The sequence below is a fragment of the Pseudomonas sp. WC2401 genome (genome assembly GCF_041200115.1).
GTDB classification, from domain to species: Bacteria; Pseudomonadota; Gammaproteobacteria; order Pseudomonadales; family Pseudomonadaceae; genus Aquipseudomonas; species Aquipseudomonas fragi.
Genome location: NZ_CP165623.1, coordinates 2,215,932 through 2,236,138 on the forward strand (window position 1 = coordinate 2,215,932; position 20,207 = coordinate 2,236,138).

General features: G+C 60.9%; 19 protein-coding genes and 1 pseudogene. 10 read left to right on the forward strand and 10 right to left on the reverse strand.

All coding sequences use genetic code 11. The features are described 5' to 3' along the window. Window positions 1–77: 77 nt before the first annotated feature. Entirely contained in the window at window positions 78–887 is an 810-nt protein-coding gene (locus AB3G35_RS10170; RefSeq protein ID WP_016780110.1) for a TatD family hydrolase, read from the reverse strand. Between the two features lie 236 nt (window positions 888–1,123). Between AB3G35_RS10170 and AB3G35_RS10175 the strand changes: the two genes are divergently transcribed. The 3 genes from AB3G35_RS10175 (at window position 1,124) to AB3G35_RS10185 (ending at window position 3,631) form a co-directional block, all read left to right on the forward strand. Further along, window positions 1,124–2,542, forward strand: a complete 1,419-nt coding sequence (locus AB3G35_RS10175; protein WP_086796143.1) for a transglycosylase SLT domain-containing protein — start codon at window positions 1,124–1,126, stop codon at window positions 2,540–2,542. Window positions 2,543–2,645: 103 nt separating this feature from the next. Further along, complete coding sequence (locus tag AB3G35_RS10180) at window positions 2,646–3,080, forward strand: DoxX family protein (RefSeq protein WP_134051039.1); 435 nt, start codon at window positions 2,646–2,648, stop codon at window positions 3,078–3,080. Window positions 3,081–3,322: 242 nt separating this feature from the next. Then, entirely contained in the window at window positions 3,323–3,631 is a 309-nt protein-coding gene (locus AB3G35_RS10185) for a hypothetical protein (RefSeq protein ID WP_083369837.1), read from the forward strand. A 566-nt stretch (window positions 3,632–4,197) separates the two neighbouring features. Here the strand turns inward: AB3G35_RS10185 and AB3G35_RS10190 are convergent. From AB3G35_RS10190 to AB3G35_RS10210, 5 genes are all read right to left on the reverse strand, one after another. Beyond that, window positions 4,198–5,448, reverse strand: coding sequence for an FAD-dependent oxidoreductase (locus AB3G35_RS10190; RefSeq protein ID WP_369782608.1), 1,251 nt, complete (start codon window positions 5,446–5,448; stop codon window positions 4,198–4,200). Then, window positions 5,441–7,030: an aldehyde dehydrogenase (NADP(+)) gene (locus AB3G35_RS10195; RefSeq protein WP_369782610.1), complete on the reverse strand. Its 1,590-nt coding sequence runs from the start codon at window positions 7,028–7,030 to the stop codon at window positions 5,441–5,443. Before AB3G35_RS10195 ends, AB3G35_RS10190 begins: the two co-directional genes overlap by 8 nt. 84 nt (window positions 7,031–7,114) lie before the next feature. Continuing rightward, window positions 7,115–8,062, reverse strand: coding sequence for a dihydrodipicolinate synthase family protein (locus AB3G35_RS10200; RefSeq protein WP_016780117.1), 948 nt, complete (start codon window positions 8,060–8,062; stop codon window positions 7,115–7,117). 49 nt (window positions 8,063–8,111) lie between these two features. Then, window positions 8,112–9,038 (reverse strand): 4-hydroxyproline epimerase, encoded by a 927-nt coding sequence (locus AB3G35_RS10205; protein ID WP_159259432.1) that lies wholly within the window; start codon window positions 9,036–9,038, stop codon window positions 8,112–8,114. Between the two features lie 54 nt (window positions 9,039–9,092). Beyond that, window positions 9,093–10,736, reverse strand: a complete 1,644-nt coding sequence (locus tag AB3G35_RS10210; RefSeq protein WP_340056724.1) for an APC family permease — start codon at window positions 10,734–10,736, stop codon at window positions 9,093–9,095. 202 nt (window positions 10,737–10,938) lie between these two features. Here AB3G35_RS10210 and AB3G35_RS10215 point away from each other — a divergent pair, with 202 nt between their 5' ends. Beyond that, window positions 10,939–11,712, forward strand: coding sequence for an AraC family transcriptional regulator (locus tag AB3G35_RS10215; protein ID WP_159259433.1), 774 nt, complete (start codon window positions 10,939–10,941; stop codon window positions 11,710–11,712). Between the two features lie 34 nt (window positions 11,713–11,746). On the opposite strand, the gene AB3G35_RS10220 is transcribed toward AB3G35_RS10215, so the two are convergent. Further along, window positions 11,747–12,088 (reverse strand): carboxymuconolactone decarboxylase family protein, encoded by a 342-nt coding sequence (locus tag AB3G35_RS10220; protein ID WP_086796149.1) that lies wholly within the window; start codon window positions 12,086–12,088, stop codon window positions 11,747–11,749. Between the two features lie 176 nt (window positions 12,089–12,264). On the opposite strand from AB3G35_RS10220, the pseudogene AB3G35_RS10225 reads away from it, so the two are divergent. Then, window positions 12,265–12,443, forward strand: a pseudogene (locus tag AB3G35_RS10225) (LysR family transcriptional regulator); the annotation flags it as partial. Between the two features lie 211 nt (window positions 12,444–12,654). Beyond that, a complete protein-coding gene (gene greB, locus AB3G35_RS10230; protein WP_134051031.1) occupies window positions 12,655–13,143 on the forward strand; it encodes a transcription elongation factor GreB in 489 nt (162 codons plus the stop codon). A gap of 521 nt (window positions 13,144–13,664) precedes the next feature. Here greB and AB3G35_RS10235 read toward each other — a convergent pair. Next, window positions 13,665–16,169, reverse strand: coding sequence for an ABC transporter permease (locus tag AB3G35_RS10235; RefSeq protein WP_369782612.1), 2,505 nt, complete (start codon window positions 16,167–16,169; stop codon window positions 13,665–13,667). After that, window positions 16,169–16,852 (reverse strand): ABC transporter ATP-binding protein, encoded by a 684-nt coding sequence (locus AB3G35_RS10240; protein ID WP_016780122.1) that lies wholly within the window; start codon window positions 16,850–16,852, stop codon window positions 16,169–16,171. The genes AB3G35_RS10235 and AB3G35_RS10240 overlap by 1 nt, the downstream gene beginning before the upstream one ends. Window positions 16,853–16,862: 10 nt before the next feature. On the opposite strand from AB3G35_RS10240, the gene AB3G35_RS10245 reads away from it, so the two are divergent. The 3 genes from AB3G35_RS10245 (at window position 16,863) to AB3G35_RS10255 (ending at window position 18,946) form a co-directional block, all read left to right on the forward strand. Next, entirely contained in the window at window positions 16,863–17,468 is a 606-nt protein-coding gene (locus AB3G35_RS10245; RefSeq protein ID WP_016780123.1) for an arylesterase, read from the forward strand. Window positions 17,469–17,526: 58 nt separating this feature from the next. Then, on the forward strand, window positions 17,527–17,820 hold the full coding sequence (locus AB3G35_RS10250) for a hypothetical protein (protein WP_003446817.1): 294 nt from the start codon (window positions 17,527–17,529) through the stop codon (window positions 17,818–17,820). A gap of 97 nt (window positions 17,821–17,917) precedes the next feature. Then, window positions 17,918–18,946, forward strand: a complete 1,029-nt coding sequence (locus tag AB3G35_RS10255) for a L,D-transpeptidase family protein (RefSeq protein WP_016780124.1) — start codon at window positions 17,918–17,920, stop codon at window positions 18,944–18,946. Window positions 18,947–19,084: 138 nt separating this feature from the next. Here the strand turns inward: AB3G35_RS10255 and oprI are convergent, their stop codons facing one another. Beyond that, a complete protein-coding gene (oprI, locus tag AB3G35_RS10260; protein WP_003172710.1) occupies window positions 19,085–19,336 on the reverse strand; it encodes an outer membrane lipoprotei OprI in 252 nt (83 codons plus the stop codon). A gap of 494 nt (window positions 19,337–19,830) precedes the next feature. Between oprI and AB3G35_RS10265 the strand changes: the two genes are divergently transcribed. Further along, window positions 19,831–20,112, forward strand: coding sequence for a GNAT family N-acetyltransferase (locus tag AB3G35_RS10265; RefSeq protein ID WP_016780125.1), 282 nt, complete (start codon window positions 19,831–19,833; stop codon window positions 20,110–20,112). Window positions 20,113–20,207: the final 95 nt, after the last annotated feature.

Sequence of the window (20,207 nt, forward strand, 5' to 3'; positions counted from 1 at the left end):
ATGCAGGCGACGCGGTCTTTCTGGTAAATCGCGTCGGTGCCATCGCGGGCAAGCCCGCTCCCACAAGGGATGGGGCGTCAGTCTGTCAGTACCGGCAACCCATAAAACGCCCGCGCACACGCGGTGGTGTGTTCGGCCAGGTCCTGCTCGCTTTCGCCACGGTGCACGGCCACTTCACGCAATACGTCGGTCAGGTACGCCGGTTCGTTGCGACCATTTTTCGGTTTTGGTCGCAGGGTCCGCGGCAATAGGTACGGCGCATCGCTTTCGAGCATCAGGCGACCACGCGGGATATCGCGCACCAGTGGGTGCAGGTGAGTGCCGCGGCGTTCGTCGCAAATCCAGCCGGTAATGCCGATATGCAGGTCCAGGTCCAGGTAGCTGAACAGCGCCTTTTTCTCCCCGGTAAAGCAATGCACAACAGCCGCCGGCAAGCGGTCACGGAAGTCGCGCAGAATCTCCAGCAAGCGCTGGTTGGCATCACGTTCATGCAAAAACACCGGCAATTGCAGGTCAACAGCCAGCGCCAGGTGCTCTTCCAGTACTTTCTCCTGCTGGGCGCGGGGCGAGAAGTCGCGGTTGAAATCCAGCCCGCACTCGCCCACGGCACAGACGCCCGGCTCTTTGAGCAGGGCCAGCAATTGGCGGGCGCTGTCGCCGTTCCAGTCACTGGCCGAGTGCGGGTGAATACCGGCCGTAGAGAACAGGCGCTGGCCGCTTTCGTCCAGCTCCCGGCACAGTTGCAAGGCCTGTTCGCTGCCTTCGACGCTGGTGCCGGTCAGTACCAGTTGGCACACCCCAGCTGCGTAAGCGCGATCCAGCACGGCCTGGTGTTTGCCGTCGAAGCTTGGGTTGGTCAGGTTGACGCCGATATCAATGAGTTGCATGGTTTTACCTCAGGCCACAGGCCAAGAAGCATATCAGAGCTGTAGATTTACAAGAAAAACCAAGAACTACAGACAGTTATGGTTGTCTTTGAATGCCGCAACAACGCAATGCCCGGTTTACCAAAGGACGCATTGACTGTTTTGCGCGCTGTTTCCAGCGCTTGAAAGCCTCAATTGGGGCAACCGGTTGTCGGGAAACCGACAAAGTGCTGGGCTGTATTCTTTCCGGAGAACGGATGACAAGACCGACGCTATTGATTGCGCTGTGCCTGCTGCTGTTGCCGCTACCGGCACTGGCACGCCTGGCCGGACCATTACAGGTCGGGCAGCCGAGTCAGGTCCGCGATCTGGCGCAAATTCGCAGCAGTCAGGTGTTGCGGGTGCTGGTCAACCAAAGCCGCAACAGCTCGGGTGAGGTTCAGGGGCAGGCGATTGGCGTTGAGTACCATCGACTGCGCGCGTTTGAACACTACCTCAACAGCCATGCCCGTGATGGCCAGGAAATAACCCTCAAGATCATTCCCAAAGCCAAGGATCAACTGCTTGGCGCCTTGTCCCGCGGTGAAGGCGATGTGGTTGCCCCGGGCGAATTGATCGATTTCAAACCCAGCCGCGCCATCAGTGCCAGTGACCCGATCGTCGACGAAGTGCCGCTGCTGTTGGTGGGGGTCAAGGGCGAGCGCCGTTTTACCCGTATGGAGCAGCTGTCGGGTCGTACCGTGGCGCTGACCACCGGCAGTGCGGCGGGGGCATCGGTCAACCTGATCAATCAAAAACTGGCCCTGCGCAAATTGCCTCCGGTGAAGATCGAATGGGTAGACCCGACCCTGGCAGTCGAAGACGTGCTGGAGATGGTGCAGGCGGGTATTTTTCATCTGACCATCGTGGAGCGCCCGATTGCCGAGCGTTGGGCCACATTGATGCCGAAATTGCGTTTTGACCGCAAGGTGCTGGTCAGCGAACCCGAAGCCATGCACTGGTATGTGCGCCGCGATGCTTCGATGTTGCGGGCCAGCATCGACCGTTTTCTGGATGGCTACAAGGCCCCGGCCGATCAGGATGTCGCCTTTGAACGGGTCTATCGTCGCTTGTACCGGGTGCATTATCCCCTGGCTCGGGCCGACCGCCAGCAGCTGGAGAAATTGCGCCCGGTGTTGCAGAAACATGCACAGCAGCAAGGTATGGACTGGCTGAACCTGGCGGCGCTGGCATTCAAGGAGTCCACCCTTGACCCCAATGCCAAAGGCACCGGTGGCGCGACCGGGCTGCTGCAAATCACGCCTTCTGCCGCGCAGCGGGTGGGGGTCAATAATATTCAGAGCGTCGATAACAATGTCCAGGCCGGGGCCAAGTACCTGGCGATGATCCGTCGCAAGTTCTTCGCCAGCCCCAAACTCAATGAGCGCGAGCGCATGGCCTTCGTGCTGGCGGCGTACAACATGGGGCCGGAGCGGGTGCAAGGGATGCGCGCCGAGGCCAGGCGACGTGGCCTGAACCCCAACCAGTGGTTCTTTCAAGTGGAGCGTATTGCCATGGAGCAGGTGGGAATGGGTGCTGTCAGCTATGTTAATAGTGTGAACAAGTACTATTTGGCGTTTGATCGGGAGCGGGATTCGCTGGAACCCAAAAAGGCTGAACTAGTCACACGTAAGTGATCGAATAAATCGATTGTTATACCCGGTTTATTCGACTTTTAACATTATAAAAACTGATTAATATGGCGAGCATTCCCCCACTGATTTCCTAAAGGATTCCACCATGAGCAAATTGATCCATACCGTACTGGGCAGCCGCGCAGGTTATGGCTTGACGGTTTTGCGTATTTTCGTAGGTATCATTTTCGCCGCCCACGGCTCGCAGAAACTGTTTGGCTGGTTTGGTGGCGGTGGTCTGGCGGGGACCGCGCAATGGATGGAAAGCATTGGCCTGGCGCCGGGTACGCTGATGGCCGCTCTGGCCGGCGGTACCGAGTTCTTCGGTGGCCTGGCGCTGATTGTCGGTCTGCTGGCGCGCCCGGCGGCATTGGGTTTGTCGTTTACCCTGCTGGTGGCGATTTTCTCGGTGCATATCAGCAACGGCCTGTTTATGGCCAACAACGGCTATGAGTTTGCCCTGGCCCTGCTGGGTGGCACCGTCGCGGTATTGATCGAAGGTGCGGGCAAATTGTCGATCGATCGTGCAATCGCTGACTGAAATCCGATGTCAGTGAAAAGGCCCGCCCAGAGCGGGCCTTTTTCGTTTCAGATGGGTGTTGACAGCTGCAAGCAGGTTTATCTAGGATGTTTTCTTGCGCCGATTTAAACAGCTACTTGCGGGGCGCCAGAGGGTCACAGACCGTCTAAGAGGCTTGTAACAGGCCTTGAAATACCGCTAAAGCGCTGGTTCGGTGTTGCCTCTCACCTGCCACGCAGAATCTTGAGGCGGAGAACCGATTCATGAGTCACCCACGTCCCCTTGTACGTCTTGCGCCGATCTCGGCCAGTCCTGCCTTGCGCAATCCAAAAATCCTTCTGGGCGGTAAGCATCAGCCTACGCTGCTGCGCTATCTGGATGGCTGGCCACGGCGCAAAGGCCGGCCTACGGCGTTTCTGATCCAGTTTGTGGAAGAGGGCGACCAGCTGGCGCGCTTTGCCGCTGACAGTTTTGACCTGGCGGTGATCCAGTCTCCCGACGCTGAAAATGCCGAGCGGGTGATTCACAACCTCACCCGAGTCAGCCGGCAGGGGTTGATAACCCTGCGTTGAGCTGCCTTTGTGGGAGCGGGCTTGCCCGCGATGCAGGCGCTGCGGTACTTCAGTTGAACCGCGTCGATGCCATCGCGAGCAAGCCCGCTCCCACAGGTGGTCTGAAACCTGTCTAGCCGGTAAGCCGGCTGTACGGTGCTCCGGATGCCAGTTGCGCAATCATTTCGACCGTCACTGCCGGCAAGGTTGATAGCCCTGCGTTGAGCTGCCTTTGGGAGCTGCTTCTGTGGGAGCGGGCTTTGTGGGAGCGGGCTTGCCCGCGATGCAGGCGCTGCGGTACTTCAGTTGAACCGCGTCGATGCCATCGCGAGCAAGCCCGCTCCCACAGGTGGTCTGAAACCTGTCTAGCCGGTAAGCCGGCTGTACGGTGCTCCGGATGCCAGTTGCGCAATCATTTCGACCGTCACTGCCGGCAAGGTTGATAACCCTGCGTTGAGCTGCCTTTCGGGAGCTGCTTTTGTGGGAGCGAGCTTTGTGGGAGCGGGCTTGCCCGCGATGCAGGCGCTGCGGTACTTCAGTTGCCCCGCGTCGATGCCATCGCGAGCAAGCCCGCTCCCACAGATGATCTAAAACCTGTCTAGCCGGTAAGCCGGCTGTACCGGTGCTCCGGTTGCCAGTTGCGCAATCATTTCGGCCGTCACTGCCGCCTGGGTCAAGCCCAAATGCTGATGGCCGAAGGCAAGCAGCACCTTGTCGTCGGCTACCCGATCGATGATCGGCAGCGAGTCAGGCAACGATGGCCGAAAGCCCATCCACGGCGTTGCCCCCTCAGCGCTCAACTCCTCGCGCAGCAACCCCTTGCTCAGGCGATGCAACTGCCAGGCGCGCTCCATGCTCGGCGGCGCATCCAGGCCGGCAAATTCAACCGTACCCGCCAGCCTCAAGCCATCGCTCATCGGGGTCATGATGAATTTGCGTTCCAGTGAGGTGACGGCAAACGGCAGCCGATCATGCTCGTGGGGCAACATCAGGTGGTAGCCGCGTTCGGTATCCAGCGGCACATGCTTGCCGGTCAGGGCTGCGGTCAGCTTGGCCGAGTGGGCGCCGCAGGCAATCACGACCCGGCGGGCGCTTATTTTGCCCTGACGGGTTTGCAGGCAAACCCCGGTCTCACTCAGTTGCCCGCCCGTTACCTGTCGTTTGAGAAACTGCACGCCGCACTGTTTGGCGGCTTCGACCAGTTCGCAGACCACGCGGTAGGGGTCGATAAAGTGCCCTGTGGCCGGGAAAAACAACCCGCCCTGAATCTGTTCGTTCAGTTGTGGCGCAGTCTCGCGCAAAGCCTTCGCTTCCCAAAGCTCCACCGGTACCTGCTGTTGGCGCATGCGGGCCAGCAGTGCCAGGAGTGCTTGCCGGGACTCGGGGCGCTCGTACACCAGCAACGAACCGTCTTCGCGCATCAGGCCCGGGCAATCAATGCCTTTGAGCAGGCGGTGCCAGGCACCCACGCTGCTTTCGTTAAGGGCACGAATGCCTGCCACGCTGCGCTGGAATGGCGCCGGGCGCAGGTTCAGCAGCAGGCGGGTGAACCACGGCAGGGCGCGGGGCAGGTATTTCCAGTCCAGGCGCAAAGGGCCCATGGGGTCCATCAGCATGGCCGGCAGGCGCTTGAGAATGGACAGGTTAGCAATGGGAAATACCTGTTCGGTGGCCAGATGCCCGGCGTTGCCGAACGAGGCGCCGTGGCCGGGCTCCTGCATGTCGATGACCACCACCCGCTGGCCCTGACGCGCCAGTTGCAGGGCACAGGCGACGCCGATAACCCCGGCGCCGATCACGGCAATGTCTGTTGTATTCGAGTCGAAGTGATCAGGCATTTTCCAGTACTTCTCTGTGGCCATCGACCAGGCGGCGCAGATGCAGCGGGTTGGCCTGCTTGAGTGCCGTCGGCAACAGGCTGTCAGGGAAGTCCTGATAGCACACCGGGCGCAGGAAGCGCAGGATCGCAGCCGTGCCGACCGACGTCGTGCGGGTGTCTGAAGTCGCCGGGAAAGGCCCGCCGTGGACCATTGCGTCACACACCTCAACCCCGGTTGGCCAGCCATTGACCAGCAGACGCCCGGCCTTGCGCTCCAGGGTGGGCAGTACGGCCCTGGCACTGTCGAGGTCGGCATCATCCAGTTGCAGGGTGATGGTCAATTGGCCTTCCAGGTGCTCAAGTACCTGGCGGATCTCCTGGTCGTCGGCGCATTGCACCACCAGCGCCGCAGCACCGAATATTTCGGCCTGTAATGCCGGTTCGGCGAGCAAGTCCCTGGCCCGGGTCACGAACAGGTGGGCCTGGCACTGGTTGGGTGTTTCGCCCTGTAAACCGGCTGCCGCCTGTTTTGCGCTGTCGAGTTCTTGCAGCGCACCCACTCCGGCCTCATAGGCCTGAAAGATCCCCGGAGTGAGCATGGTCTGGGCCGGACTTTGCTGGATCAGCCGCGCACCTGCACTGATAAAGCTCTCCAGCGCCGGGCCCTGGTGGCCGATAACCAGCCCCGGGTTGGTGCAGAACTGCCCTGCACCCTGGGTCAAAGAAGCAACGAAGCCCTGCGCCAGTGATTCGCCGCGAGCCTGCAGGGCAGCGGGGAAGAGCAGGACCGGGTTGATCGAGCTCATCTCCGCATACACCGGGATGGGTTCGGGGCGTGCTGCCGCCACGTTGCACAAAGCCATGCCGCCACTGCGCGAGCCGGTAAAGCCGACCGCCTTGATGCGAGGGTCGCTGACCAGGGCTACACCCACTTCGCGGCCGGAACCAAACAGCAGGGAAAACACCCCTTCATGCAGGCCCGATTTTTTCACCGCGCGGGCAATTGCATGGCCCACCAGTTCGCTGGTACCGGGGTGAGCGCTGTGGGCCTTGACCACCACCGGGCAGCCAGCCGCCAGTGCCGACGCGGTGTCGCCGCCCGCCACCGAGAACGCCAGCGGGAAGTTGCTGGCACCGAACACGGCCACCGGCCCCAGCGGCACATGACGTTGGCGCAGGTCGGCGCGCGGCAGCGGCTGGCGTTCGGGCAGGGCGTTGTCGACCCGCACATCCAGCCATTCACCGGCGCGCACGGTGCGGGCAAAGGTGCGCAGTTGCTGGCAGGTGCGTCCGCGCTCGCCGAGAATGCGCGGACGTGGCAGGCCGGACTCGCTGACAGCGCGATCAATCAGTTCATCGCCAATGGCTTCGATCTCATCGGCGATGGTTTCAAGGAATATGGCGCGAGTTTGCAATGAAGCCTCGCGAAAACCGTCAAAAGCCTCCCATGCCAAAGCGCACGCCTGCTCGACATGTTCGCTGCCGCCGCCAAGGTAGGCCGGTTCGAGCGCAGTGCCGGTGGCGGGATTGATCGCCCGGATCGCTTCGCGGTTACCGGTGATGGCTTGCTGACCGATCAGCATGTTGCCTGTCAGAGTCATGGCGTGTTCCTGAAAAAAGGGGCTGGGCTGGAACAAGGCGGTGCACATGGTGTGCGCCGCTGTTCAGGGATGTTGCGCTGGGGGTCAGGCGACGTTCTGTTCGGCGGACCAGTTTTTGTACCACTGGCGGAACAGGCTGTACTGGTTCTCGGCGTAGTGGCGCTGGGCATCGCTCAGCACATCGCTGTCGTTGAAGTGCAGGCTGTACTCGGTGTCGCCATTGAGCACCATCAGGTGCTTGTAGTAGAGCACCAGGTCAGTCCCTTCATCGAACGATGACAGTACCGCCAGCGCGGCTTCCAGCTCACGGGCCAGGCGGCGTGCCTTGGGGTCGCCTTTGGCAGCTTGCTTGCTCAGGGCCACCAGTTGCAGCACTTCGCGCGGCAGGGCGTTGCCGATACCGGTAATGGCGCCGGTGGCGTTGCAGTTGACGAAACCGTGCACCACCTGGGTATCGACACCCACCATCAGGGTCACATCATCGTCCTTGGAGGTGATGTGTTCGGCGGCGTAACGCATGTCGACAGCACCGCCGAACTCTTTGAAGCCGATCAGGTTCGGGTATTGGCTGCGCAGTTCGAAGAACAGGTCGGCGCGGGTGGCGAAACCGTAGTACGGGCTGTTGTAGATCACGGCCGGCAGTTGCGGAGCGGCTTCCAGGATGGCCGCGAAGTGGGCTTTTTGCGCCGCAGGCGAAGCCGCACGGGACAACAGGCGTGGAATCACCATCAGGCCCTGGGCGCCGACCCTGGCGGCGTGTGCTGCGTGGGATACGGCCTCGCGGCTGTTTACTGCGCCGGTGCCGACGATGGTTGGAATACCGGCAGCCACCAGGCGTGCCACACCTTCCTGACGCTCGGCTTCGCTCAACAATGGCCAGTCACCCATTGACCCGCAGTACACCACGGCACTCATGCCGATATCGATCAGCTCGCGGCCCTTGGCCACCAGTGCGTCGAAGTCCGGCTTGCGCTCGGCGGTGCACGGGGTCATCAGGGCAGGCATGCAACCGGTGAAAATGTTATCGCTCATTGTTCTAACTCCTCGAGTCGTTTATTCGGATGTGTTTACGGCGAAGGGCTTAAATGCCCCACGCGAAAGGATCTTTTTCGTCGATCAGCAGCATGCTGTCGGCGGTCATAAAGGCTTGGCCGGTAATGAACGGGCGAATGCGCTCGCCGTCCCATTGATAACTGCCGACAAACTGGCTGGCGGTGATGCTGGCCTGCACCCAGGGCTGGCCGGGGGCCAGCTTGCCGTCGGCGGCCAGGCACGCCAGTTTGGCGCTGGTGCCGGTGCCACAGGGCGAGCGGTCATAGGCCTTGCCCGGGCACATGACGAAGTTGCGGCTGTCGGCCTGGTCGTCGTCGGCAAACAGTTCGATATGGTCGATCAGGGCGCCGTCTGCACCGTGTATTCCTTGCGCCTCAAGGGCCTTGAGCATGGTCCAGGTGTATTCGGTGAGGGCTTCGACATTGTCCAGTTGCAGTGCCTTGCCGTGGTCGCTGACCAGGAAGAACCAGTTGCCGCCCCAGGCGATATCGCCCTGCACGCGGCCATGCCCGGGTACGTCAACGGCGACCTGCTGGCGGTAACGGTAGGAAGGCACATTGCCCACGGTGACCTTGCCATCTGGATGCAGGGTGGCGGTGACCGGGCCGACCGGGGTGTCGATCTTGTGTTCGCCGGTCTCGATCAGGCCCAGGTGATGCAGGGAGGCGATCAAACCGATGGTGCCGTGCCCGCACATGCCCAGATAACCGGCATTGTTGAAGAAGATCACGCCGCAGGTGGCATCTGCCGACACCGGCTCGCAGTACAGCGCGCCGACCAGTACATCGTTGCCACGGGGCTCCAGCAGGCAGGCCCGGCGCCATTGGTCATGCTGGTCACGCAAGGCGTCGCGCTGCTCGGCAATGGTGCGGCCGGCCAGGTGCGGAAAGCCTTTGAGCACCAGGCGGGTGGGTTCGCCGCCGGTATGTGAATCAATGATATGGACTTGCTTCATGAACGTATCCCTTGGAAGAGAACAACGGCTGGGAGGACGGTGGCAAACGGTGTGTCAGGACGAAGTCGGCACAAAGCCTCCGCTGGCATGGCGCGGTGACATCTGGCTGGCAGGTTGCGGGGCGTCTTCGCTGTCCTCGTCGTCTTCCAGGCGGACCAGGTGCGCCGGCACGCCGGTGGCGGCGCCCCAGTAATAGATCGCGGTGGCGCAGGCGGCGACGACCAAGGTGTCGAACGGGTGAGCCAGCACGCCCAGGCCACCAAAGGTGCCGAGCTTGGACAGCACGATGGTTACGGCGTAGAAGCCGATCAGCCACAAAGATGAACGTACTTGCTGACCCAGACTCAAGTGATTGGTCGGGACAAAGCGCGAGCACAGCAGGTACACCACGAACATCACGATTTGCAGGCCGAGCAGCCAGGACACGGTGTTCCAGCCCGACCAGTAAACAATCAGCGCCGCCACGATAAATGACAGCGGGCCCAGTACCGCCATCCACTTGACCCGGAACGGGCGCGGCATGTCGGGGGCATTGCGGCGCAGGGCGGCCACGGATACCGGGGCTACGGCGTAGCTCAATACCAGCGCGGCGGAAACCACGTTGATCAGGGCTTCCCAGGACGGGAACGGCAGGGTCCAGAACACCGACAGACCAAAGGTCAGCCACAGCGCCGGGCGCGGGATGCCGGACTTTTCATCGATGCGGGTGAACACTTTGAAGAAGGTGCCGGTTTGTGCCCAGCCATAGATCACCCGTGGCGTGGCGTTCATGTAGATGTTGCCGCAGCCGCTGGGCGAGATCACTGCATCGGCCACCACCAGATAAGCCAGCCAGCCCACACCCAGGGCCAGGGCGATATCGCGATAGGGCAGGGCCAGTTCCTTGGTCACACCGGCCCAGCCGTTGGCCAGCATCTCGGTGGGCACGCCGCCGAGGAAGGCGACTTGTAACAGCACATAAATAACCGTCGACAGCAGGACCGACAGGATCAGGGCAATCGGGATGGTGCGTTGCGGGTTCTTGACTTCACTGGCCACCGAAATGATCGGGGTCAGGCCCAGGTAGGCGAAAATGATGCCGCCTGCGGAAACGGCCATCTGCACGCCCGACAGGCCAAAGGGAGCGAAGCCCTGGGCGTAGAGGTTTTGTGGTTTGAAGAAGGTGAACAGCACGCCGATCACCAGCAGCGGCACGATGAACTTGAATACGCTGACCAGGTTGTTGGCCAGGGCGAACGTCTTCACGCTGCGATAGTTGAGCATAAAGAACAGGCATAACAGGCCGAACTGCAGGAGCCAGCCCAGGATCGAAGGGTCACTGGAACCGGCCTTGGTCAGCTCGGGGAACCATGCCGCGGCGTATTGGCGAGCGGCGACCACTTCAATTGCCACCAGGCTGGAGAACGCGATCAGGGTGATAAAGCCCATCAAATACCCGAGCAACGGGCCATGGGAGTAAACCGGGTAACGAATGACGCCACCGGCGCGGGGCAGGGCAGCACCCAGTTCGCAGTAAACGATGCCCAGCAACAGCACGGAAAAACCGCCCAGCAGCCAGGAAAAAATCCCCGCCGGGCCTGCGATTGCCGACACATGACTGGCTGCAAACAACCAGCCGGAACCGAAGATGGCACCCAGACCGATAAAGGTCAGGTCCATCAGTGAGAGCTGTTTCTTGAATTTGCCTTTACCTGACATGGCGTCGCCTTTTTGTGAGTTATTGGTTAGGCAGGTGTGATGTCATTTGCCAGTGCGCCAACACGGTTGGCGGGTGTGCAATGGCGCTAGATTGAACGTCGGGGAAAGTTTGCGATTGATCTTTTCCATTGAAGCCGATGACGAAATCAGCACAATGCACACAGGCGATTGATGCCTGCTCAGTTGTGGGAGAGTGAGATTGATGACGCAGACTGCTTTTGCAATCCTGGGCCAGGGCAGCGAGTTGAGCCGCCCCGAGAGCCTTGAACAGTTGCTCTCTGGCGTGGCGCTTTTGCTGCCGATGCTCGATGCCATCCCCAATGCCGCGATCTTTATCAAGGACACTGCCGCGCGCTATGTGCTGGCCAACCGCACCCTGGTGCAGCGCTGCGGCCTAAAGCAGCTGCAACCCCTGCTGGGCAAAACCAGCGCCGAGGTTTTCCCGGCACAGTTGGGGCCGGGTTATACCGAGCAGGATCGCCAGGTGCTGGAACAGGGGCGGGTGCTGGAAGACCAGCTGGAGCTGCATCTGTACGGGACTCGGGAGCCGGGCTGGTGCCTGACCCACAAGCGCCCGCTGTACAATCGCCAGGGCGCGATCATCGGCCTGGCGGGGATCTCCGTTGACCTGCAATCAGCCAGCGATACCCACCCGGCGTACCAGCGGCTGGCGGCGGTGGACGAACACATCCGCACGCATTTCAACCGCCGCGTGACCCTGGGTGAGTTGACCCGTATTGCCGGGATTTCCGTGGCGCAACTGGAGCGTTACTGCAAGCGGGTATTTCACCTGACGCCGCGGCAGATGATCCAGAAGGTGCGGCTGGAACACGCCCATCGTCTGCTGCTGACCGATATTCCGATCACCGAAGTAGCCCTGCAGTGCGGTTACACCGACCACAGTGCGTTCACCCGCCAGTTCAAGGCGTTGACCGGTTTTACCCCGCGCCAGTACCGGCAGGCCACGGCACAGTGATGTACCCGGGGCCTGGGGCACTGCCCTGCAAGGCTTACTTTTTCAGCGTGTCGTAGGCTTCAAGGGCGCGTAGCGAGTAGATATAAGCGGCACCTGCATTGAGCGAGATGGCGGTTGCCAGGGTTGCCGCAATCTCTTCACGGCTGGCGCCGGCCTTGATGGCCGCATCGGCGTGCACCGTGATACAGCCGTCGCAGCGGGTGGTGACGGCCACGGCTATGGAGATCAGCTCGCGGGTCTTGGCATCCAGCACATCGTTTTCGGCAGAGGCCTCGCCCAGTGCCATATAGGCCTTGACCATTTTCGGGTTGCTCTTGCCCAGTGCGCCGAACGCCTTCTGGATGGTGGGCAGCAATTCAGACCAGTTATTGAACATGGGTTAACTCCTGAGCAGGTTGGGTGTAGTGTTTCGACTCGTTCGGTTACCTCTTTAAATCTGGTCCGGATTTGCCTGGCCCGCTCAGTTTTTTGTGTGATGGGCTCAAATGAATTCAAAGGGCAGACTTATCAGCCTTGCGAACCTGGCTTCATTACTTTTGAACAAGCACACCTATGGATATTCGTTATTTTGCTACTTTCTGGAAGTCGCCCAGCAGCGCAGCTTCACACGTGCCACCGGGCAGTTGGGCATTGCGTCGCCAACCTTGAACCGTCAGATCCAGGATATGGAACAGGCACTGGTTACTCGCCTGTTTGTCCGTCAGCAACCTGAGATCAGCCTGATCGAAGCGGCAGTTCAAGGGCAATGCCGGCTTATCCTGGCTGGCCTTGATCCATCGGCGTTTTGAAACAACTCCGGCGATAATACGCTGTAACGATCAGGTCAAAGCCCGGTATGTGAGGGCTTGTGATCTGTATAAACGACCCTATTTTTTTGTCGCGTCGGGGGGGGTGACCTAAGTCCCCTTGAGCAAATGCAACCGTGCTGGAGAAAAGCCGTCAGTGAGTACCAATATCATCACAAAGGAAGGTCATGAGGCTCTGAAGCAGGAGCTTGACTACCTGTGGCGGGAAAAGCGCCCGGATACCACACGCAAGGTGACCTGGGCGGCATCACTGGGTGATCGCAGCGAAAACGCTGACTACCAGTACAACAAGAAGTTGCTGCGCGAGATTGACCGGCGGGTGCGCTACCTGCGCAAGCGCCTGGAGGATGTGCGGGTAGTTGATTACTCGCCCGAACAGGAAGGCCGGGTGTTTTTTGGCGCCTGGGTCGAAATCGAAAACGAGGCCGGGGACGTCAAGAAGTTCAGGATTGTGGGTTACGACGAAATTTACGGGCGCAACGATTACATCTCCATTGATTCGCCAATGGCCCGTGCACTGTTGAAGAAAGAAGTGGGGGACGAGGCCGTGGTGCAGACCCCGAGCGGGGAAGTGCTGTGGTGGATCAACGAGATTTATTACGAGAAGAGCCAGGTTAAAACCTGAACGGATTTGTAGCTGCTGCAGGATTTAACTGGTGTGCCGCGTGCATATCCGGCATCTGCGTTTAACTGGAACATTGGTTTCGCCCTTACGGCGAGTCACTTTTTCCAGACGCCGAAAAAGTAACCAAAAAGGCTTGCCCCTGGCGTCCGGCCTTCGCTGCGCTCAGGTTCCCTCGCGCAGGTTTAGCTCCGTGGGCACGCCGCCACGGGCCATCCATGGCCCATCGCGGCTCTCCCGGCATCCATGCCGGGAGGCCCACTGCGCAGAACCTCCTCTCGGCCTCCCGATGGGGCGGGTAGATCAAGATCAAAAGCAGATCAAAAGCCGCCGAGGCGGCCGACCTGATGGCGCAAGTGTGTGCGACGCAATCTTTGTAGCAGTTGACGAGCGGAGCGAGGCTGCGTCCGGTTGCGTAGCGACCGTAAAACCTGGGCCCGGGATTCACCTGAGCGAGCCTGCTTGCGAAGGTCGTTCGCTAGCAGGGAGGGTTGACCGGCAACAGAGTATCAACAGGGGCCATATCAACCCTCGCGCAACACCGTCAACGGGCTGGCATTCAGCGCCCTGCGTGTGCCAAACACTCCCGCACCGCCCACCATCAGCGCGCCCAGCACCGGCAACAGCAGCAACCACGGATGCGGGTGCCACGGCAGGTCAAAGGCAAAGCGGTACAGCACCAGGCTGACCAGTTCGGCACCCAGTGCCGCGAGCAGGCCGCTGGTGGCGCCCAGCAGGCCGAACTCGATGCGCCGGGCCTTCACCAGCAGTTGCCGCTCGGCCCCCAGCGCACGAAGCAGGGCGCCTTGGCGAATGCGCTCGTCCAGGGTGGATTGCAAGCCGGAAAACAGCACCGCCATGCCCGCCGCCAACACAAACAGCAGCACGTATTCCACGGCAATGGTCACTTGCGCCAGGATGCTGCGCAGTTGCTCCAGCAATGCATCAATGGGCAGGATGGTCACGGCCGGGAAGGTGCGCGACAGTTCGATGATTTCCTTGTCATGTCCCGGAGCCAGGTAAAAGCTGGTGAGGTAGGTGGCCGGCAAGTCCTGCAAGGTGCCGGGCTGGAAAATCATGAAAAAGTTGGGCTGGAAGTTGTCCCAGTTGATGCTGCGCAAACTGGTGACCCGCGCTTCGCGATTGACCCCGGCAATGGTGAAGGTCATCAGGTCGCCCAGCTTCAGCTTGAGGCTTTCGGCGACTTTGGCTTCCACTGAAACACCCGGCACATCGCCTTCGGGCTTCGGCCCCCACCAGCTACCTGCCGTCAGCTGGTTTTCGGCAGGCAGGTCGGCGGCCCAGGTCAGGCTCAGGTCGCGCTGGATGGCCTTGTCGCCACTGGAGTCCTTGCTGACGATATCTTGCACCGGCTCGCCGTTGATGCTGATCAGGCGCCCCGGAATGACCGGGTACAGCGGCGCGGCGCGGGCCTGCAGGGTCATCAGGTGGGCACCGAAAGCCTCCTTGTCGGCCGGCAGGATATTCAGTGCAAAGTAGTTGGGCGCGTCCTTGGGCAGCTGGTTTTGCCAGGTATCGAGCAACTCGCCGCGCAGCAGGGCGATCAGCGCCATCGACAGCAGGATCAGGCCAAAGGCCAGGGCCTGGCCAGCGGCGGCCAGCGGGTGGCGCAGCAACTGCCCCAGCCCCAGGCGCCAGGGCAGCGAAGCGCGTGCCAGCAGGCGGCGCAGGCTTTGCAGGCCCAGCAGCAGGAGCCCGCCCAGCACCACGGCGGCAATCACGCCACCGCCGAGCAGGGCGAAGGTCAATACCAGATCGAGACTCATGCGCCACATGATCAGCCCCAGTGCCAGCAGAGCTGCACCGTAGACGGTCCAGGTACTGGCCGGAATCGGCAGCATGTCGCGGCGCAATACCCGCAGTGGCGGTACGCGGCCCAGTGCGGCGAGTGGCGGCAAAGCGAAACCTGCCAGCGCCACCAGCCCGGTACCCATCCCGGCAATCGCCGGCATCAGGCCACCGGGCGGTACGTCTGCAGGCAGCAGGTCGTGCAACAAGGCGAACAAGCCAAGCTGTGCCAGCCAGCCCAGCAGGGCGCCGGCAAGGCTGGCCAGCAGGCCGAGCACCGCCAACTGCAGGGTAAACAGCCACAGGGCTTCGCGGCGTGACAGGCCCAGGCAGCGCAGCAGGGCGCTGGCATCAAAGCGGCGATTGGCAAAACGGGTAGCAGACAAGGCTACGGCCACGCCTGCCAGCAGCACCGCCACCAGGCTGGCCATGTTCAGGTAACGCTCGGCCTTGCCCAGGGCACCGCCGATCTGCTGGTTGCCATCCCGGCCGTCGAGCAGGCGCTGGTTGGCTTCCAGCCCGGGTTTGACTACCTGACGGTAGGATTCAAGGGCTGGCGCCTCCCCGCGCCATAGCTCGCGGTAGGTCACCCGGCTACCCGGTTGTACGATACCGGTGGCAGCCAGGTCGTCCAGATTGATCAGTATCCGTGGGGTCAGGCTGTAAAGGTTGCCGGCGCGGTCGGGTTCATAGGTCAGCACTCGGGTGATGCGCACGGTTTTTGAACCGACATCGATTTCATCACCGACCTTGAGGTCCAGCGCGGTCAGCAGCCGGGCTTCGGCCCAGGCCTCACCGGGTTTGGGGCCGCCTCCAGGTTGTTCTTCGGCATAGGGCTGCGGGGCGCTTTTCAGTTCGCCGCGCAACGGGTAGGCATCGTCAGCCGCCTTGACGCTGGAGAGCTGAATACCGTTGTCGGTGGCGATCACGCTGGCAAATTCGACCACCCGCGCGTGCTCGAGGCCCAGGTCGGTGCCGATCTTGATTTGCTCCTCGCGCGCCGGGGCGCTGCCATCGAGCACCAGGTCGGCACCAAGAAATTCAGTGGCGCGCAACAGCATCGCGCCATTGAGGCGGGCCCCGAAGTAGCCGATGGCGGTGCTGGCCGCCACGGCGACCAGCAGGGCGAAAAACAGCACGCGCAGCTCGCCGGCGCGGGCATCGCGCAGCAATTGGCGTACAGCCAGACTCAGCATGCGCAACAGCGGCAGGCGTGCCATCAGGGCTCCAGAGGGCCGACCAGATGGCCAGCTTCAAGACGGATCAGGCGCCGGCAGCGATGGGCCAGGCGTTCGTCATGGGTCACCAGCACCAGGGTGGTGCCGTTCTCCTTGTTCAGTTCAAAGAGCAGGTCGGTGATGCGCTCGCCGGTGTGGCTGTCGAGGTTGCCGGTGGGTTCATCGGCAAACAGCACGTCGGGGTTGGCGGCGAACGCCCGGGCGATGGCAACCCGCTGTTGCTCGCCACCCGAAAGCTGGCGTGGCGAGTGGCTCAGGCGCTGGCCCAGACCGACGCGCTCAAGCAGGTGGCGGGCATGCTCGCGGGCATCCTTGCGGCCATCCAGCTCCAGCGGCAGCATGACGTTTTCCAGGGCGTTGAGGCTGTCGAGCAACTGGAACGACTGGAACACAAAGCCCACATGTTCGGCCCTGACCCGGGCGCGCTGGTCTTCGTCCAGGGTGCTCAAGGCTCGCCCGGCCAGGATCACTTCGCCCTGGCTGGGCAAGTCCAGGCCTGCGAGCAAGCCCAGCAAGGTCGACTTGCCGGAGCCCGAAGCCCCGACAATCGCCAGGCTGTCGCCCTTGTTCAGTTCAAGGCTCAAAGGGTGCAGGATGGTCAGCTCACCTTCCGCGCTGGGAACCACTTTGCTAAGGTTCTGCGCGGTGAGAATACTTTCGCCCATGGAGAATCCAATGCGTGTGTGGTTTTTAAGTGCTGCCCTGGCCCTGATGTGCATGGCGCAGACGGCAACGGCGGGAACAATATTGATCGTCGGCGATAGTATCAGCGCGGCTTTCGGCCTGGATACCCGTCTGGGATGGGTGTCCTTGCTCGAACAGCGGCTCAGGGAGCAAGGCTACGACGACAAGGTGGTCAATGCTTCGATCAGCGGCGACACCAGCGCTGGCGGGCTTGCGCGGCTGCCGGCGCTGCTTGTAGAGCATAAACCGGATGTGGTGATTGTCGAACTGGGCGGCAATGATGGCCTGCGTGGCCAGTTACCTGCGCAATTGAAACAAAATCTTGCAGGGATGATCGACGCCTCGCAACAGGCGGGTGCCAAGGTGCTGTTGCTGGGCATGCAGTTGCCGCCCAATTATGGTGCGCGTTACACCCAGGCCTTTGCCGCGGTGTATGCCGAGTTGGGCAAGGAAAAAAACGTCGCGCTGGTGCCGTTTTTTCTTGAGGGCGTGGGCGGCAAGACCGAGCTGATGCAGGCTGATCGCATCCACCCGGCGGTCGGGGCGCAGGGGCTTTTGCTGGATAATGTGTGGCCGGCGCTAAAACCCCTGCTTTGATGCTTTTCTACGGCCAGTGTTTCGGCTAAGGTGGCGCCCCCCCGATTTGGAGCCCCCGATGTCGCGTCCTGCCTGGTCTTTATATGCCTATCAACTGATCGAGCCCGATGAGCAGCTCGATCTGTTCGCCTGCCAGGAGGTACGGGTGCATCTGGTGACGCGTCAACTGGAGCTGGGCGGCACCATTGACCGCACCTTGTGTGGCTCATTGCTGCCTGCACAACCGCGCTGGTCTGATGTCACCCGCAAGGTGTTCCAGGACCACCGGTTATGCCCGCTGTGCCGGGCCATCATCGAGTCGCAGCGCCGCGGCACGGAGCCCATCTGGCCAGAGCTGCGCTTTGAACTATGATGTTACCTGTTTGATGCCCTGACCGGCTCACGCTCCCCGTGGGCGCGGTGTACACTCCCTTTTTTGTCCCCCGTTGTCTATGCGAAGGATGTTCCGGATGTTGTCGCGCCTACCTGCAGTTACCCGCTACCTGTCCGTTGCCGCACTCTGTGTTGCGGGGCCCGCTGTTGCGCTTGAATTCCCGCTGCCACCTCCCGGCGAAGATGTCGTGGGTGAAGTGCAGGTGATCAAGGGCAAGTACGAAGACTCCTTCGCAGACCTGGGCAACAAGTACGAGCTGGGCTATTCGGAAATGATCGCTGCCAACCCGGGGGTCGATGCCTGGTTGCCGGTCAAGAAGAACCCGGACGGCACTATCGTTGATACCGATATCGTGTTGCCGACCCAGTTCATCCTGCCGCCGGGCAAGCGCGAGGGGATCGTGATCAACCTGGCGGAATACCGGCTGTACTATTTCCCCAAGGACCAGAACAAGGTGTACACCTTCCCGCTGGGGATTGGTCGCGAGGGTTGGGGTTCGCCCCTGGGCCAGACCAAAATTACCGCCAAGACCCCCAACCCGACCTGGACGCCGCCGGCTTCGATCAAGGCCGAGCACGCCAAAAACGGCGACCCGCTGCCTAACGTGGTACCCGCGGGGCCGGACAACCCGCTGGGTCCGTTCAAGTTCACCCTGGGCATGCCGGGCTACCTGATCCACGGCTCCAACGCCAAGTTTGGCATCGGTACGGGCACCAGCCACGGTTGCTTCCGCATGCTCAACCAGAACGTGCTGCAAATGGCAGAGATGGTGCCAGTGGGCACGCCGGTGCGGATCATCAACGAGCCGTACAAACTGGGCGTGAGTGGCGGCAAGGTATTCCTTGAAGTTCACGAGCCGTTGAACGTGAAGGATGGCTCGCTGCTGGCAGTGAGCGACAAGTCCCACTTGACCCCGGAAGACTTGCAGAACAAGTACGCAGGCTTCATGAACTTCCTGCTCAAGCACCCGAATCTGGAAAACAACATCCTGATAGACAAGGACCTGGCCTTCCCGGTAGTGGGGGCCGAAACTGGTATACCTGCAGTCATCGGTACATCCAATGCGGGAATGGCTACTGGCCAGTCGCTGGACTATGTGCAGTAAGCCGTACTGCAAGAACGCACTTAAAGGCCGCCTTGGTTAATAGCCTTGGCGGCTTTTTTATTGCCTGTTGAGTGGCTGGCAGGCAATAAAAAAGCCGACCTATAAATAGGTCGGCTTGATAACAGTCCCGAAGGACTATTACTTGCGGCTTGCTTTTTCAAGCATGCGCAGAGCGCGCTCGTTAGCTTCGTCAGCAGTCTGTTGTGCTTTTTGAGCAGCAGCCAGAGCTTCATCAGCTTTACGGTAGGCTTCGTCAGCACGAGCCTGGGAGCGAGCTGCTGCATCTTCAGTTGCAGTCAGACGGGCTTCAGTTTCTTTAGATACGCTGCTGCAACCGGTAGCCAGAACTGCGGCCAATGCCAGAGCAGAGAATTTCAGAACGTTGTTCATCGTGTTCCCCTTCAAGGACTTTCTAATTAAAGCTGTTCCTTCAAAGTGAGGAAACAGCCGGCGTACATAGTACCCATTACTTGTAGTAAGTAAAATGACCTAGCGCAAGAACCAAAAAAAATAATTGGCAATCAATCTTGATGGGCTAGCGTTAACAGATTGTGCTTGTAAAACAGTCAGTTTGGAGTGCAAGCAGCCGCTTCGGCGTGATGGCGTCGCGTGACTTTAAGTTCGGTTGTACGTCATAGCCTCAACCTTCCGCAAAATGTTCAGGTGGCGTGCAGGTGATGGGGTCGACGAAACGTTTGAGCAGCCTTGATCGGCGGACAACTGGCAGGCCCATGACGTGAACATTTGCACTGAGAGTGGCTACGCTTTAATCATGGCCTGCGCACACCTGTGCGGGCAGCGCGTGCGTGATGGCGTAGTGGTTCCCTCGGCGGAAAAACATCAGTAAGGTAGGGGTCACAGTACAAGACCCGCGAGGAGCAATGATGAGCGAGGCGTTGACCATCCACCATGACCAGGCAGGTCACCAGTTTGAGACCACTGTCGACGGTCATCGTGCTTACCTGACCTATATGGATCTGGGCAAGCAGACCCTGGATATCTATCGCACGTTCGTGCCCAATGCGTTGCGTGGCCGCGGCATTGCGGCGGCCTTGACGGAGCAGGCGCTCGATTACGCCGACAAGATGGGCTATGAAGTGATTCCCTCGTGCTCATATGTGGAGCGCTATATGGAACGCCACAAGCGGCCCCAGGCCAATACCTGAAAGCCGCACACAAAAACGCCGGGCATGCCCCGGCGCTTTTGTGTGTGGCGGCAACGGTGTGGGACTGGCGCAAAACTATTGTGGGAGCGGGCTTG

What these genes read in the sequence shown, in the direction of transcription:
- AB3G35_RS10170 (WP_016780110.1), bottom strand. Translation starts at nt 887, where the DNA reads ATGCAACTCATTGATATCGGCGTCAACCTGACCAACCCAAGCTTCGAC.
- AB3G35_RS10175 (WP_086796143.1), top strand. Translation starts at nt 1,124, where the DNA reads ATGACAAGACCGACGCTATTGATTGCGCTGTGCCTGCTGCTGTTGCCG.
- AB3G35_RS10180 (WP_134051039.1), top strand. Translation starts at nt 2,646, where the DNA reads ATGAGCAAATTGATCCATACCGTACTGGGCAGCCGCGCAGGTTATGGC.
- AB3G35_RS10185 (WP_083369837.1), top strand. Translation starts at nt 3,323, where the DNA reads ATGAGTCACCCACGTCCCCTTGTACGTCTTGCGCCGATCTCGGCCAGT.
- AB3G35_RS10190 (WP_369782608.1), bottom strand. Translation starts at nt 5,448, where the DNA reads ATGCCTGATCACTTCGACTCGAATACAACAGACATTGCCGTGATCGGC.
- AB3G35_RS10195 (WP_369782610.1), bottom strand. Translation starts at nt 7,030, where the DNA reads ATGACTCTGACAGGCAACATGCTGATCGGTCAGCAAGCCATCACCGGT.
- AB3G35_RS10200 (WP_016780117.1), bottom strand. Translation starts at nt 8,062, where the DNA reads ATGAGCGATAACATTTTCACCGGTTGCATGCCTGCCCTGATGACCCCG.
- AB3G35_RS10205 (WP_159259432.1), bottom strand. Translation starts at nt 9,038, where the DNA reads ATGAAGCAAGTCCATATCATTGATTCACATACCGGCGGCGAACCCACC.
- AB3G35_RS10210 (WP_340056724.1), bottom strand. Translation starts at nt 10,736, where the DNA reads ATGTCAGGTAAAGGCAAATTCAAGAAACAGCTCTCACTGATGGACCTG.
- AB3G35_RS10215 (WP_159259433.1), top strand. Translation starts at nt 10,939, where the DNA reads ATGACGCAGACTGCTTTTGCAATCCTGGGCCAGGGCAGCGAGTTGAGC.
- AB3G35_RS10220 (WP_086796149.1), bottom strand. Translation starts at nt 12,088, where the DNA reads ATGTTCAATAACTGGTCTGAATTGCTGCCCACCATCCAGAAGGCGTTC.
- AB3G35_RS10235 (WP_369782612.1), bottom strand. Translation starts at nt 16,169, where the DNA reads ATGGCACGCCTGCCGCTGTTGCGCATGCTGAGTCTGGCTGTACGCCAA.
- AB3G35_RS10240 (WP_016780122.1), bottom strand. Translation starts at nt 16,852, where the DNA reads ATGGGCGAAAGTATTCTCACCGCGCAGAACCTTAGCAAAGTGGTTCCC.
- AB3G35_RS10245 (WP_016780123.1), top strand. Translation starts at nt 16,863, where the DNA reads ATGCGTGTGTGGTTTTTAAGTGCTGCCCTGGCCCTGATGTGCATGGCG.
- AB3G35_RS10250 (WP_003446817.1), top strand. Translation starts at nt 17,527, where the DNA reads ATGTCGCGTCCTGCCTGGTCTTTATATGCCTATCAACTGATCGAGCCC.
- AB3G35_RS10255 (WP_016780124.1), top strand. Translation starts at nt 17,918, where the DNA reads ATGTTGTCGCGCCTACCTGCAGTTACCCGCTACCTGTCCGTTGCCGCA.
- oprI (WP_003172710.1), bottom strand. Translation starts at nt 19,336, where the DNA reads ATGAACAACGTTCTGAAATTCTCTGCTCTGGCATTGGCCGCAGTTCTG.
- AB3G35_RS10265 (WP_016780125.1), top strand. Translation starts at nt 19,831, where the DNA reads ATGAGCGAGGCGTTGACCATCCACCATGACCAGGCAGGTCACCAGTTT.